The organism is Bradyrhizobium sp. WYCCWR15520 (assembly GCF_056174665.1).
The window spans coordinates 18016-31502 of sequence record NZ_JBWBWM010000060.1 but is presented as its reverse complement, the minus strand read 5'-3'; the positions used below and the strand labels follow the sequence as shown (position 1 = coordinate 31502).

The following is a 13487-nucleotide window of genomic DNA, read 5'->3' as shown; positions in this document are numbered from 1 at the left end:
GGCTGCCGCCCGAACCGTCGATACGGTCTGCACCGCCATCGGTGAGGCCCTCGACGCCTTCACACCCGAAGAATGCGCCAACTACCTCAAAAATTCAGGCTATCAACCTAATGCCATCGCGCTTTAGTTACGAGGCCCGGACTCCCCCCAGTCAAGATTGGCGTTTCGAAGAAACGACAGCTTGCTAAGGGCACTCCGGGCCTCGCTGTTCTCCAATCGAAGCGACACTCACGAAGCGGGATGCCGCTTCGTGATCGCCTCACTTCTTGTCGATCTTGGTGACGGCGTCCGCCTTATCGATCTTGGTGATGGTCTTGGTGCCCGCCGTATCGCTAATAGCGAAAGTGACCCTGTCGCCGGCGTGCAGCACATTCAGCCGCGCGCCATCCTGGATCTTGAATTCTTCGCTCGCGGCGCCGGCATTCGCGCCGGTGGTGCCATCAGGCATATCCTTGATCGTGATCGTGCCGCTGATACGGTCTATTCGGGTCACCATTCCGGTCCGCGCTTGCTGGGCAAGAACCGACGTACTGGCGATGCTAAGGGCCGCGGTGGCGGCCATAATCATCCCTGCGAATTTCATGGAAACACTCCCGGCTGTAGGGCGTCTACGATAAGCCGGAATTGCGGCATTAGTTCCGCGCCCGAGAGGCATTGCGGCCTTTCTTCCGCTGGCGATTGAAGCTCTAGGCCGCGCCGGCCTCGGGCTCGAGTTCGGTTTCCGTTACCGTGCGGTTGCGGCCGAGCCGCTTGGCTTGATACAGCCCGCGGTCGCAGCGCTCGATCATGGCCTCGGCCGATTCGGCGAGACGGAATTGCGACACCCCGATCGAAACCGTGATGCTTCCGATTTCCTTGCCGGTTGCGCGGCGGGTCAGCTTCGCTTCGGCAATGCGGCGGCGAATGCGCTCGGCGACCGACGTACAAGCCTCGAGATCGGCGCCCGGCAGCACCGCGATCAATTCCTCGCCGCCGTAGCGGGCTGCCAGATCGACTTCGCGAACGCCTTCCTGCAGCACCTTGGCCACAAGCCGAAGCACCTGATCGCCGACCTGATGGCCGTAATCGTCGTTGAATTTCTTGAAGTGATCGATGTCGATCAGGAAGACGCTGAGCGCCTCGTCCTTTTCCATCGCAGCGATCTGGGCGAGGCGGAGAAATTCATCCATCGAGTGCCGGTTGGCCAGTCCGGTCAGCGCATCGGTGTTGGAGCGCTGCTCGGCCGCCTTCAGGGAGTCGCGGATGCTGTCGAGTTCCTCGGACGTGGCGGCGAAGTTCGCCTCCAGCGTCGCGGCCCGCGCCGTCGCCTTTGACAATTCGTCAACCAGCTTCGAAATGATCGTCCGGGGATCGCTGGTGGCGGCTTCGGAAGACACCTCGCCGAGCGCCTTGATGTGGGTCTGGTTGTCGGTGACCGCGGTGTTGAGGAATTGCTGGGCGGTGGCGATCAGGCCGCTCAGCTGCTCGGGCAGGTCACCCAGCGGGTCGGCTGCGGACTGCGGCGCCACATAGGTAATATAGAGCTCGTGGTTGGTCGCAGCGTCGAACTTGCGCTTGCCCGCGATCAGGATGTCGATGGTCTTTCGCAGCGCCAGCGAGCTGCCGAGCGAATACTCGAACCAGACGGCAAAATTGGACGGGGTGGCAGGAACGGACTGCTGCGACATCAACCGAATAGCCCGGTCCGCAATCGTCGTGGCGTATTCGACGTCCATCTCGCCGATCGGCTGGCCTGCCATCGTCTGACCCGGTGATGCGTTTGTATGTCTGTTCCCTGGCTGCCATTGTGCACGAAGGAACTAATCTCAGCTTAAATTCGCTGGGAAACTCCGCTGCAAATACGTAATGAATGTTGACCTATTCGGTTGTGGAACCGGCGGAATTCGCCGCTAACTAGCGCCGTAACTCTGTACCAAGCTGCCCGCGACCAGCGTCCAGCCGTCCACCAGCACGAAAAAGATTAACTTAAACGGCAAAGACACGACGACCGGCGGCAGCATCATCATACCCATTGACATCAGGACGGATGCAACCACGAGGTCGATGATCAGGAAGGGGAGGAACAGCAGGAAGCCGATCTCGAAGGCGCGCTTCAGTTCGGAGATCATGAAGGCCGGGACCAGAATCCGCAGCGAGAGATCTTCCGGTGTGGCCGGCGGCGGCTCACCCGAGAGGTCCACAAACAGCTTCAGATCCTTTTCGCGGACGTTCTTCTGCATGAAGCCGCGCAGCGGCACCGAAGCCTTTTGCAGTGCTTCCTCGACGCCGATCTGGTTGGCGACCAGAGGCTTGATGCCGTCGTCATAGGACCTCTGCAGGACGGGGCCCATCACGAACGCGGTCAGGAACATTGCGAGCGCAATGATCACGGAGTTGGGTGGGGCCGTCGCAGTACCAAGCGCGGTGCGCAGCAGCGACAACACGACGACGATCCGCGTGAACGACGTCATCATGATCAGGATCGATGGCGCGATCGACAGCACCGTCAACAGCGCGATCAACTGGATCGCGCGCTCGGTGACGCCGCCGCCCTGGCCGAGATTGATGCTGATATCCTGCGCCAGCGCCGGATCGGCGAGCGATCCGGCGGCGGTCAGGATTAAGAAAAATAAAACTCTACGCGGAGAAGTCGCCGGCCTCACGAAGGGTTCTTCGGCCGGCCTAGCAGGGACGCCATCTCGTCTTCGAGATTTTCGAAGCCGCTCTTCTGCGGAGCGGGGGTGGGCGGAGCGGGAGCGGGCGGAGCGGGAGCGGGGGGCTCGCTGCGGGCGGTACGGGCCGGCGGCGTTTCCGGCGCAACCGGCGGGGCCACAGGTTCGGCCGGCCGGCGCAGGGCGGCTTCCAGCCGCTGCGCCATCTCGGCGAGATTCTGGTCGGCACTGGAAGGCGGTGGGGCCGGCGGTGGAGGTGGCGGTGGCGGCGGCGCGGCTGCGCGTTCCGGCGCGCGGGCCGGTGCCTCGCGGACGGGCAGCACCTCACGAATAGGCGGTGCTTCGCGGGCTATCGGTGCCTCGCGGACTGACGCTGGGTCGCGGGCCGGCGGTGCTTCACGAACTGGCGGTGCCTCGCGGACTGGCGGTGCCTTGGCCAACTCGCGCTGCGGCCGGGGCATCAGCGGTTCGGACCGGGTCAGGCGCGGCGGACCGGATTCGGGCCGGCCGCTGATCGATTCCGGCGCAAAGCCCGTCAATGGATCGCCGCGACGCTCCGGCGTCGGGGCGGGGCGGCGGAGTTCGTCGGCGAAGGAGGGACGCGCGGGGCGCGGCGGCGGCTCCGGCATCTGCGGTTCGGCGGGATGATCGAAGCCGTCGGTCGATCGCACATCGGACCTTGCCGCCTCTTCGCTCCAGGCCGCGTCGGGCAGCGGCGCAATCCGCGGCGGCTGCTCGGTGACCGCCGGACGCGGCGCCATCTGCTCGCGGTTGGGCATCGCGCGCACGATGTTGGGCTCGACCACGATGTCGCTGGGACCGCCGATCATCAGGAGGTGCTCGACATTGTCGCGCCGAACCAGCACGAGGCGCCGGCGGCCGTCCACGGCGGCGGCGTCGATCACGGCAAGCCGCGGCATCCGTCCGCGCTGGGTGTTGGCGCCGAGGCGGTTGTTGGCGAAGCGACGAACCAGCCATGCGGCCACGCCGATCAGCGCCAGAACGGCGATGAATGCGAAGAGGAATGTCAGTGTCTGCATTCTTTAGTCCCCGGCCACGAGCCGTTCTCTGATGCTGGCTTCGACGAGTGCGGTCTTCGGTCTTCCCGTCCGAGCATGTTCCCCGGGAACACGATTCCCGCCATCCTGACCATGCCCCGAAGCGATCCGCAGTTGGCGAATCACGCCCGAGATCAGCCTTAATCCTTAATTCCCCGCGGCGAGCGCCGCCGTCCGGTTAATTAATAGACCAAGAATCGCTTGAGCCAAAACGACTTCTGAGCGCCCCAAGTCGCGTTGGTAGCTGCTGGTTAACGCAGTTTTCGTGGCGAAAATGCGCTCGTTTGGTCGCCACAGCCGGCATTCGCTGCTGTCCGAGGTCCTCCGTGGGCGATTTTAACCAGCCGTTAACCATACGCCGGGCAAATTCTGCCTACCTCGCGGCGGCCGCCAGAGGTTAACGGGGAACAGCTCGATGGCCATCAACGATCTTCCGATCCTGTCGGCGCTGCGAACCAAGATGCAGTGGCACCAGGAGCGCCAGCGCGTGCTCGCCGAAAACGTCTCCAACGCCAACACCCCGAATTTCAGGCCGAGCGACCTGGTCGAACCGAAGTTCGACAACAAGGGCGCGAATGTCGGCGGCGCGATGGGTTCGCTGGCCATGATGCGCACCAGCGCGACCCATATGGCCGTCTCCGGCGGCGGACAGAGTTTCAGGGGGGACGGCGGCAAGAGCGGCTTCCTGACCAAGCCTGCCGGCAATGCGGTCAACCTCGAAGACCAGATGCTGAAGGTCTCGGCCAACCAGATGGACTATGCCGCCGCCACGTCGCTCTACACCCGCAGCCTCGGCCTGCTCAAAACCGCCATCGGTAAACGCTGACGCAGCCCGATTAGGAGAACCGGATCATGGCAGATGAGGCAAGCGATTTCGCCCGCTCGATGAGTATCGCGACCTCCGGCCTGCGCGCGCAGGCGGGACGGATGCGGGTGATCTCGGAAAACATCGCCAATGCGGACTCGACGTCGCCGACGGCTGGCGGCGATCCCTATCGCCGCAAGGTGCCGACCTTTTCCTCCGCGCTCGATCGCACGCTGGATGCAAGGGTGGTGACGCTCGGCAAGGTCAGGACCGACCAGTCCGCGTTTCGCGTCAAGCACGAGCCAAGCAATCCGGCGGCGGATGCGGCCGGTCACGTCAAATATCCGAACGTCAATCCGCTGGTCGAAATGACCGATATGCGCGAGGCGCAGCGGTCCTACGAGGCCAACCTCAACATCATCAGCGCCACGCGCCGGATGATTCAACGCACGCTCGACATCCTCAAGGCTTGAACAGGAACCATAGAAAATGGCTTCACCATCCGTTGCAGCAAATGCCTACGCCGCGCTTTCGCGCATCGTGGAGACCGGCGGCGCCGAGAAGGGCAACCAGTCCACCGGCGGCCCATCCTTCAGCGCGCTGCTGAAGGATGCCGTCGGAAGCGTGCTGGAGGCCGGCAAGAAATCCGACTCGCAGGCCATGGCGATGACCTCCGGCAAGGCCAACGTCATGGACGTGGTGACGGCGGTGGCGGAAACCGACGTCGCGGTCTCGACGCTGGTGTCGGTGCGCGACCGCGTGATCCAGTCGTATGAAGACATCATGAAGATGCCGATCTGACGTCTGCTGGGACATCATGAGATTCGTCATTGCGAGCGAAGCGAAGCAATCCATCGTGTCGCAGAAAGATGGATTGCTTCGTCGCTTCGCTCCTCGCAATGACGGTGGGGAGCTCGAACAAGGAAGGTTTGCAATGACCGGTGCCGAAACCCTCGACGTGGCGCGCGATGCGATCTGGACCATCGTGGTGGTATCATCGCCCTTGATGGTGATCGGCCTCGTGGTCGGCGTCGTGGTGTCGCTATTCCAGGCGCTGACCCAGATCCAGGAACAGACGCTGATCTTCGTGCCGAAGATCCTCGCGATCTTCGTCACGCTATTGCTGGCGTTGCCGTTCATGGCGGATTCACTGCACGGCTACATGATGCGGATATCGTCGCGAATCATAGGCGGTTGATGCATTGTCGATGAATGCGCGTCGACATATCCCTGCTGCCGGCCCTTGCCGCCACCTTTATGCTGGTGTTCGCCCGCGTGGGCGCGATGGTTATGCTGTTGCCGGGGTTCGGCGAGAGCAACATCCCGGTGCGGATCAAGCTTGGGATCGCGCTTCTCCTGACGCTGATCATCCTGCCGCTGCACCGCGCCGCCTATCAGGTCGACCTGACCTCGATGAGTTCGCTGGGCGTGCTGATGGTGCACGAGATCGTCATCGGCATCGTGCTCGGCGCCACCGCGCGCGTGACGCTGGCTGCGCTTGCGGTGGCGGGCTCGGTGATCGCCCAGCAGCTCGGCCTCGGCTTCGTCACCGCCGTCGATCCGACGCAGGGACAGCAGGGCGTTCTGATCGGCAACTTCCTCTCCATTCTCGGCATGACGCTGCTGTTTGCCACCGACACCCATCACCTCGTCATCGCAGCGCTGAACGAGAGCTACCGGATCTTCGCGCCGGGCGAATTGATGTCGAGCGGCGATGTGGCGGCGCTTGCCACGCGCGCCTTCGCCACCGCCTTCAAGATCGGCATGCAGCTCTCCGCGCCATTCCTGGTGTTTGGTCTCGTCTTCAACATCGGCCTTGGCGTGCTGGCGCGGCTGATGCCGGCGATGCAGGTCTATTTCGTCGGCGTTCCGCTGTCGATCATGATCGGATTCCTGATCTTCGGCCTCGTCCTGTCGGCGATGATGGGAACCTATCTCAACTACTTCATCGGCGTGATGCACGAGCTGACGCCGCTGAAGTAAAGCTTGATCCGAAAACGCGGGTACTGGTTTTCCCTCGCGACAAACGCGGATCGCGTTTGCGCGGAAACCATGCTCAAACAAGAAGCTAGAGCGCCGAGATGGCCGACGATTCCGACGACAAAACAGAAGACCCTACGCAAAAACGTCTCGACGATGCGCTGGAGAAGGGCGACGTCGCCAAGAGCCAGGAGGTCAACACCTGGTTCATCATCGCGGGCGCCACGCTGATATTGTCGACGTTCTCGGGGTCGATCGGCGGCGGCATCCTGATGCCACTGCGCAACCTGATCGCCAATGCGGGCCAGCTCCGCACCGATGGCGCGGCGCTGCTCGCGCTCGGCAATACGCTGGGCTATGCCGTGCTCGGCGCGATCGGCGTGCCGCTGTTGATGCTGGCGCTTGCCGCGATCGCCGGCAACATGATCCAGCACCGGCTGGTGTGGTCGTCGGAATCGCTCAAGCCGAAGTTCAGCAAGGTATCTCCAGGCGCCGGTCTGAAGCGCATCTTCGGCAAGCAGGCGCTGGCGAATTTCTTAAAGGGCCTGTTCAAGCTGATCGCGCTCGGCGCTGTCATGATGGCGGTGCTGTGGCCCGAGCGTCTTCGGCTCGAATCGTTCCTGCGGTTCGATCCTTCGGCGATCCTCGGCGTCACGACCAACTTGACGCTGCAGTTGATGGGCGCAGTGGTGGCGATGCTGGCCGCGGTCGCGATCGCCGATTACTTTTTCCAGTACCGGCAGTGGTTCGAGCGCCAGAAGATGTCCCTGCAGGAGATCAAGGACGAGTTCAAGCAGTCCGAAGGCGACCCCCACATCAAGGGCAAGATCCGGCAGTTGCGCCAGCAGCGCATGAAGAAGCGCATGATGGCCGCTGTTCCCAACGCCAGCGTCGTCATCACCAACCCGACCCACTATTCGGTGGCGCTGTCCTACGAGCGCGGCATGTCGGCGCCGGTCTGCGTCGCCAAGGGCGTCGACAACGTCGCGTTCAAGATCCGGGAAATCGCCAAGAAACACGACATTCCTATCGTGGAGAACGTGCCGCTGGCGCGCGCGCTCCATGCCACCGTCGACATCGACGAGGAGATTCCGGTCGAGCACTATCACGCGGTCGCCGAGATCATCGGCTACGTCATGCGCCTCAAGAACGGGCTTGGCAGCCGGAGAATGTGATGGGAACCGCTGGAAAACGCCTTGAAATGCCTTCAACCTGTCAAATAACCGCCTGATGGACTTGCACTTGCAGGTCCGATTCAGGCACTCAGGAGGGGCGTGCGAATCCGCCCGTCTCCTCTTTGCCGAAGGGCAGCGCCTCTTCAGATGACCGCCGAAACCGACAGCCGCCGTCCGCCTACCGAGCCCTTCGCGGCCCACGAACCGGCGCGGCGGGGAGGTAGCATCATGCTGGTGCTGCTGGTGGCCGCCGGCATTGTGGCGGTGGCAATCGCGCTGATGACCATCGGCCGAGCCCAGGCCCAGCCCTATATCCTGGGTGTGCTGGCGTTGCTCGCCATGGTCGGCCTGTTCAACCTGTTCGCCTTTGCCGCCGGCATCGTCCGTTTCACGGACCGCACCTCCGACGACCCCGTAATGAGCCGTATCGCCGATCACGCCCATGACGGGCTGGCGGTAACCGACCCCAAGGGCCACGTGGTCTATTCCAACGCCGCCTATCTGGCGCTGACCGGGGCCGCGAGCCGGCAGGACGTGCGGCCGGTCGAGCGCGTCTTCATCGGCAATCCCGACGTCTCGGAGGCCGTATTCCGCCTGCTCAAGGCCGCCCGCGAAGGCAAGCGGCAGCAGGAGGAGGTCCGCATCGCCGGCTCCGACGGTGCGCAGGGCCGCTGGCTGCGGATGCGGGTGCGGCCGCTCGGCCAGAACAAGCGCGAAGCCAAATATGCGGTGTGGTCGATCGCCGACATCACGCGGGACCGCGAGCGCCAGGAGGATGTGTTCCGGGAGCTGCAGCATGCGATCGAATATCTCGACCACGCGCCATGCGGCTTCTTCTCGGTCAATCCGGCCGGCGACGTCATCTATGTCAACGCCACGCTGGCGAACTGGCTGGATTACGATCTCGCCGAGATCGGGTCCGGCGGGCTGAAGCTCTCCGATATCGTCTCCGGCGACGGCGCGTCGCTTCTGACCTCGATCGTGGCGGTGCCGGGCGAAGTCAAAACCGAAGTGTTCGACATCGACCTGCGCATGCGCGGCGGCAAGACCATGCCGGTGCGGCTCTATCACAAGCTCGCCTTCGGCGCCGACGGCTCACCGGGCTCGTCGCGCACGCTGGTGATCAGCCGCGCGCGCGACGAACATTCCGACCCCGAGCGCGCCGCCGAAGTCCGCTTCATGCGGTTCTTCGACCATACGCCGATGGCGATTGCGACGGTGGACCGCGGCGGCGCTGTCGTCCGCGCCAATGCCCGCTTCGCCAAGCTGGCCCAGAATCTCAGCCCTGATGGTGCGGCCAACAAGTCGATCTTCCGCACCGTGAATGCGCGCGACCGCGGCCTTTTGATCGCGGCGATCAACCAGGCCGCCGAAGGGCAGGGCGACATCGCGCCCGTCGAGGCCATGCTCGACGGCGCCAAGGAGCGCTGGGGGCAGTTCTTCGTCACCGCGGTCGAGGAGGACGAGCGCGACACCGAGGCCGCGATCGTCTACCTCCTGGAGACCACCGAGCGGCGCACGCTGGAAAACCAGATCAACCAGTCGCAGAAGATGGACATGGTCGGCCAGCTCGCCGGCGGCATCGCGCACGATTTCAACAACGTGCTCTCCGCCATCATGATGGCGAACGACTTCCTGCTGAATGCGCACAAGCCGACCGATCCGTCGTTCCAGGACATCATGCAGATCAAGCAGAACGCGACCCGCGCCGCGACGCTGGTGCGGCAACTGCTCGCGTTCTCGCGCCGCCAGACGCTGCGGCCGCAGGTGCTCGACCTCGGCGACGCGCTTTCCGATCTCACCATGCTGCTGCGGCGGCTGATCGGCGAAAAGGTCAAGCTCGACCTCGTGCATGGCCGCGACCTCTGGCCGGTCAAGGTCGACGTCTCGCAGTTCGAGCAGGTCGTCGTCAATCTCGCGGTCAACGCACGCGACGCGATGCCAGATGGCGGCAAGCTGACGGTGCGGACCGCCAATGTGACGGCGGACGAAGCCGCGCAGCTTTCGCACAAGGGCATGCCGGACGCCGATTACGTGCGGATCGACATCTCCGATACCGGCACCGGAATCCCACCCGACATCGTCGACAAGATTTTCGAGCCGTTCTTCTCGACCAAGGAAGTCGGCAAGGGCACCGGGCTCGGCCTCTCGACGGTCTACGGCATCGTCAAGCAGACCGGCGGCTTCGTCTATGTCGACTCCACGCCTGGCGAAGGCACCACGTTCCGCATCTTCCTGCCGCGTCACCGGCCCGAACTGGAAGCGCAGCCGGAGGCGGCGGCCGCTAATGGCGCGGCCAAGGAAGGCGCGGCCGAGCCGCCGAAGCCGCGGCCCGATCTGACCGGGCAGGGCACCATCCTGCTGGTGGAGGACGAGGACGGCCTGCGCTCGCTGAACGCGCGCGGGCTTCGTTCGCGCGGCTACAGCGTGATCGAAGCCTCCAACGGCATCGAGGCAATGGAGGCGCTCGACGAAAAGGACGGCGCCGTCGATCTCGTTGTCTCCGATGTCGTGATGCCGGAAATGGACGGCCCGACGCTGTTGCGCGAAATGCGCAAGCGCAACCCGAACCTCAAGATCATCTTCGTCTCCGGCTACGCCGAAGAGGCCTTCGACAAGAGCCTGCCGGAAAACGAGCAGTTCGCCTTCCTGCCAAAACCGTTCGCGCTCAGCGCGCTGGTGGAAAAGGTCAAGGAGACGATGACGGCCACGTAAAAGCCTGGCCGAAAGCCTGCCTGCGCATGGTGAACGCGGAGTTCACGGCCAAATCGTCACATCCCCGCGACTGAGGGCCGCAGCCGTAGTTCCTGATATTTGCTTCACTTTTGATTGGCTCTGCCCATCTTAGGGGCACTTCCCCATGGAGGGGAATGAGGAAAAAGATATGAATTTCACGCAGACTGCGCGCGGAATTGTAAGGGCTTTCGCCATTGTCCTGTCGGTGGCGGTTCCCTTGGCGATCACGATCTCGGCGGCTGACGCCCGCGTTGGCGGCGGCGGCAGCTCGGGTTCGCGGGGATCGAAGACCTATTCTGCGCCACCGAGCACGACCACCGCTCCGGGCACGGCGCAACCCATGAACCGTACCTTTACCCAGCCGGGCACGCCCGGAGTGGGCGCACCGGCGGCTGCTGGCGCGGCCAATAAGGGCGGCTTCTTCAACCGGCCCGGCATGGGCATGCTCGGCGGTCTCGCCGCGGGCTTCCTTGGCGCCGGCCTGCTTGGCATGCTGTTCGGCGGCGGGTTGTTCTCCGGCCTCGGCGGCTTGTCGTCGATCATCGGCCTCCTGCTGCAGATCGCCCTCATCGTGATCGTGGTGCGGCTGGCAATGTCGTGGTGGCAGCGCCGCCATACGCCGGCGTCCGCCTACGCGAACGGGCCGGCCCCCGGTGGGCCTGCCGAAGGCCCCGGTGCTCAGAGCAGCTTCCGCTCCGGACTGGGCGGCTTTGGGCTGGGATCGAGCCAGCCGGCGCTGGAAATCCAGCCGGCTGACTATGAAGCGTTCGAGCGTCTGCTCGGCGAAGTCCAGGCCGCGTGGTCGAACGAGGACGTCGCAAAGCTTCATACGCTGGCGACGCCGGAGATGGTGTCCTACTTCTCCAAGGATCTCGAAGCGAACAAGGCCAACAACGACGTCAACAAGGTGTCCGACGTCAAGCTGTTGCAGGGCGACCTCGCGGAAGCCTGGCGCGAAGGCGAAACCGACTACGCCAGCGTGGCGATGCGGTTCTCGCTGGTTGACAAGACTCTGGAGCGCACCACCGGCCGTCTGGTCGCGGGCAGCGAAACCCCGACCGAAGCCACCGAGGTCTGGACCTTCGCCCGCCGTCGTGGCAGCGATTGGGAACTCTCGGCGATCCAGCAGACCAGCTAATCGCCCGAACATCATGACGAAGGCGCTGCGGTTCGATCCGCGGCGCCTTTTTCTTTGCGGGATGCCAGCTTGATCTCGCGCCGGAATAATGCCTGCCGCGACGTGTTGATGACAACGAACCAAAAACAAAAGGGAGAAACCAGATGAAGAGCTTCGTCAGAATCATCTCGCCGGCATGCTTTGCGCTTGCCGCCATATCGGCTCTCGCCAGCGCGCCCGCGCAGGCGCAATCGGCCGATACCAGCTTCTTCCTGACCAGCAACGGCATCGGCAATGGCGGCAATCTCGGCGGGCTCGCCGGCGCCGACAATCATTGCCAGACGTTAGCGCAGGCAGCTGGCGCGGGCGGCAAGACCTGGCGCGCCTATCTCTCGACGCAGGCCGCCGACGGTCAGCCTGCCGTCAATGCGCGCGATCGCATTGGCAAGGGGCCGTGGAAGAATGCCAAGGGCGTCGTGGTCGCCAAGGACGTCGCCGATCTCCACAGCGCCAGCAACAACCTCACCAAGCAGACCGCGCTCTCCGAAAAGGGCGAGGTCATCAGCGGTGCCGGCGACTCGCCGAACCGCCATGATGTGCTGACGGGATCGCAGGCGGACGGCACCGCGTTTGCGGCCGGCGAGGACCGCACCTGCAAAAACTGGACGAGCAGCACGCAAGGCGCCGCGATGGTCGGCCATTTCGACCGCAAGGGTCTGCGCGACGATGAGCCGTCAAAGTCCTGGAACACGTCGCACCCCTCGCGCGGCCCGGATGGCGGCTGCTCACAGGCCGACCTGAAGAGCACCGGCGGCGACGGGCTGATGTATTGCTTCGCGGCGAATTGACAGGCGGCAGGTTCGCCAAGATCACCTCTCCCCGGAGAGGGAGATTTGACATAGATGGGGTAACGGCCGGTTTGCCCTCCAATAAGCCGCGCAAGGATTTGGGCGGTCGCGGAACTCATGCGGGCTACTTTCTAATTCGGGCAATCCCGGCAATCGATTGCGGAACTCCTGATTGTCTGGCGAGTTTTGATCGGAATCGGAGGCTTTGCCATGAAACGACTGCTTGTCGCGTCAATTTTGACCGTCTTGGCGCCGACGACGGTGGCGCTGGCCGGCAACACGTCGTCGAATTCCAGCTCCAACTCGTCGAACGGCGTTCACACCCGCGTCGATACGATCACGACCGACGATGGCCGTAGGCGGACAATTTACGAGCGGCGCAGCGTCCGCATCGACGCTGATCGCGGACGACCATACATGCGGAGCATTGTCCGCGAACGCTACGGCCATCGCACGATGCGCCGCTGGCACGATGACGACGATTAAGGCCGACCTGCGGCTACTGAGCGATCCTCACGCATCGCCCAGGTCGACGACGTACCCGGCGATCGGCGCTGATGCCGATGCGAAGGTCTCGTGATAAAGGCCGCCTCTAGGCGGCCTTTTTCTTTGCGCGCTTCCTTGTCGTTTTACTGGCGCTCTTCTTCGACTTCTTCGCAGCCTTACCCTTGGCGAGATGGGCGCCGACTGCTTTCGATGAATGCCCGACAACGGCGACTGCGGCTTTTAGTTTGGCGGGCGTGACCTTGAACTTCTTCGACCAGTAGCTGACTTCATAGGGCTGGCTCACCGCGATCCGTGCCCTGTCGGAGGCCTTGTGCTTCTGCAGCTTGATGTAGGCTTCGACGTTCTTCGCGGAGCGTCCCGCTTTCTTGACGGCGGACTTCAGTTTGGCCGGCGTGATCTTGAACTTCTTCGACCAATAAGCGACCTCGTAAGGCTCGCTCAATGCGATCAGCCCACGATCCGTCCCGCCGCGCTTCTTCTTGTTGTCCGCCATCCCATTCTCCTGTCGTGTTGAGAAAATCGACGCTTGAAACACGAAGCAACCTAACACGCCCGCTCGCATTCGGACAGATTCGGATCTGTGGAGATCTACGCGCCGCGTTCATGCTGC

Annotated in this window: 15 protein-coding genes; 10 read left to right on the top strand and 5 right to left on the bottom strand. The window is 63.6% G+C overall.

What is annotated here, in order from left to right:
* Positions 1 to 259: 259 nt before the first annotated feature.
* The 4 genes from AC0QUY_RS38605 to AC0QUY_RS38590 all read right to left on the bottom strand — a co-directional run bounded on the left by AC0QUY_RS38605 (position 260) and on the right by AC0QUY_RS38590 (position 3691).
* Positions 260 to 562: a copper-binding protein gene (locus AC0QUY_RS38605; RefSeq protein WP_475391220.1), complete on the bottom strand. Its 303-nt coding sequence runs from the start codon at positions 560 to 562 to the stop codon at positions 260 to 262.
* A gap of 124 nt (positions 563 to 686) precedes the next feature.
* A complete protein-coding gene (locus tag AC0QUY_RS38600) occupies positions 687 to 1667 on the bottom strand; it encodes a GGDEF domain-containing protein (RefSeq protein ID WP_161856819.1) in 981 nt (326 codons plus the stop codon).
* Positions 1668 to 1889: 222 nt separating this feature from the next.
* Positions 1890 to 2642 (bottom strand): flagellar type III secretion system pore protein FliP, encoded by a 753-nt coding sequence (gene fliP, locus AC0QUY_RS38595; RefSeq protein WP_475391217.1) that lies wholly within the window; start codon positions 2640 to 2642, stop codon positions 1890 to 1892.
* A complete protein-coding gene (locus tag AC0QUY_RS38590) occupies positions 2639 to 3691 on the bottom strand; it encodes a flagellar biosynthetic protein FliO (RefSeq protein WP_475391215.1) in 1053 nt (350 codons plus the stop codon). Before AC0QUY_RS38590 ends, fliP begins: the two co-directional genes overlap by 4 nt.
* Before the next feature lie 433 nt (positions 3692 to 4124).
* Here AC0QUY_RS38590 and flgB point away from each other — a divergent pair, with 433 nt between their 5' ends.
* The 10 genes from flgB (at position 4125) to AC0QUY_RS38540 (ending at position 12856) form a co-directional block, all read left to right on the top strand.
* The gene (gene flgB / locus AC0QUY_RS38585) at positions 4125 to 4535 is read left to right on the top strand and encodes a flagellar basal body rod protein FlgB (protein ID WP_475391213.1); all 411 of its coding nucleotides are present in this window, start codon (positions 4125 to 4127) and stop codon (positions 4533 to 4535) included.
* 26 nt (positions 4536 to 4561) lie between these two features.
* The gene (gene flgC, locus AC0QUY_RS38580) at positions 4562 to 4987 is read left to right on the top strand and encodes a flagellar basal body rod protein FlgC (RefSeq protein ID WP_161855738.1); all 426 of its coding nucleotides are present in this window, start codon (positions 4562 to 4564) and stop codon (positions 4985 to 4987) included.
* A 16-nt stretch (positions 4988 to 5003) separates the two neighbouring features.
* Positions 5004 to 5315 (top strand): flagellar hook-basal body complex protein FliE, encoded by a 312-nt coding sequence (gene fliE / locus AC0QUY_RS38575; protein ID WP_475391211.1) that lies wholly within the window; start codon positions 5004 to 5006, stop codon positions 5313 to 5315.
* A gap of 133 nt (positions 5316 to 5448) precedes the next feature.
* Positions 5449 to 5712: a flagellar biosynthesis protein FliQ gene (fliQ, locus tag AC0QUY_RS38570; protein WP_161855737.1), complete on the top strand. Its 264-nt coding sequence runs from the start codon at positions 5449 to 5451 to the stop codon at positions 5710 to 5712.
* 14 nt (positions 5713 to 5726) lie between these two features.
* Entirely contained in the window at positions 5727 to 6497 is a 771-nt protein-coding gene (gene fliR / locus AC0QUY_RS38565; protein WP_475391209.1) for a flagellar biosynthetic protein FliR, read from the top strand.
* Positions 6498 to 6595: 98 nt separating this feature from the next.
* Entirely contained in the window at positions 6596 to 7669 is a 1074-nt protein-coding gene (gene flhB, locus AC0QUY_RS38560) for a flagellar biosynthesis protein FlhB (RefSeq protein ID WP_475391207.1), read from the top strand.
* A 147-nt stretch (positions 7670 to 7816) separates the two neighbouring features.
* Complete coding sequence (cckA, locus tag AC0QUY_RS38555; RefSeq protein WP_475391205.1) at positions 7817 to 10384, top strand: cell cycle histidine kinase CckA; 2568 nt, start codon at positions 7817 to 7819, stop codon at positions 10382 to 10384.
* Positions 10385 to 10553: 169 nt separating this feature from the next.
* Complete coding sequence (locus AC0QUY_RS38550; RefSeq protein WP_475391203.1) at positions 10554 to 11543, top strand: Tim44 domain-containing protein; 990 nt, start codon at positions 10554 to 10556, stop codon at positions 11541 to 11543.
* 143 nt (positions 11544 to 11686) lie between these two features.
* Entirely contained in the window at positions 11687 to 12370 is a 684-nt protein-coding gene (locus tag AC0QUY_RS38545; RefSeq protein WP_475391200.1) for a lectin, read from the top strand.
* 210 nt (positions 12371 to 12580) lie between these two features.
* A complete protein-coding gene (locus tag AC0QUY_RS38540; protein WP_475391196.1) occupies positions 12581 to 12856 on the top strand; it encodes a hypothetical protein in 276 nt (91 codons plus the stop codon).
* A 106-nt stretch (positions 12857 to 12962) separates the two neighbouring features.
* On the opposite strand, the gene AC0QUY_RS38535 is transcribed toward AC0QUY_RS38540, so the two are convergent.
* A complete protein-coding gene (locus tag AC0QUY_RS38535) occupies positions 12963 to 13370 on the bottom strand; it encodes a DUF3606 domain-containing protein (protein WP_475391194.1) in 408 nt (135 codons plus the stop codon).
* Positions 13371 to 13487 lie beyond the last annotated feature (117 nt).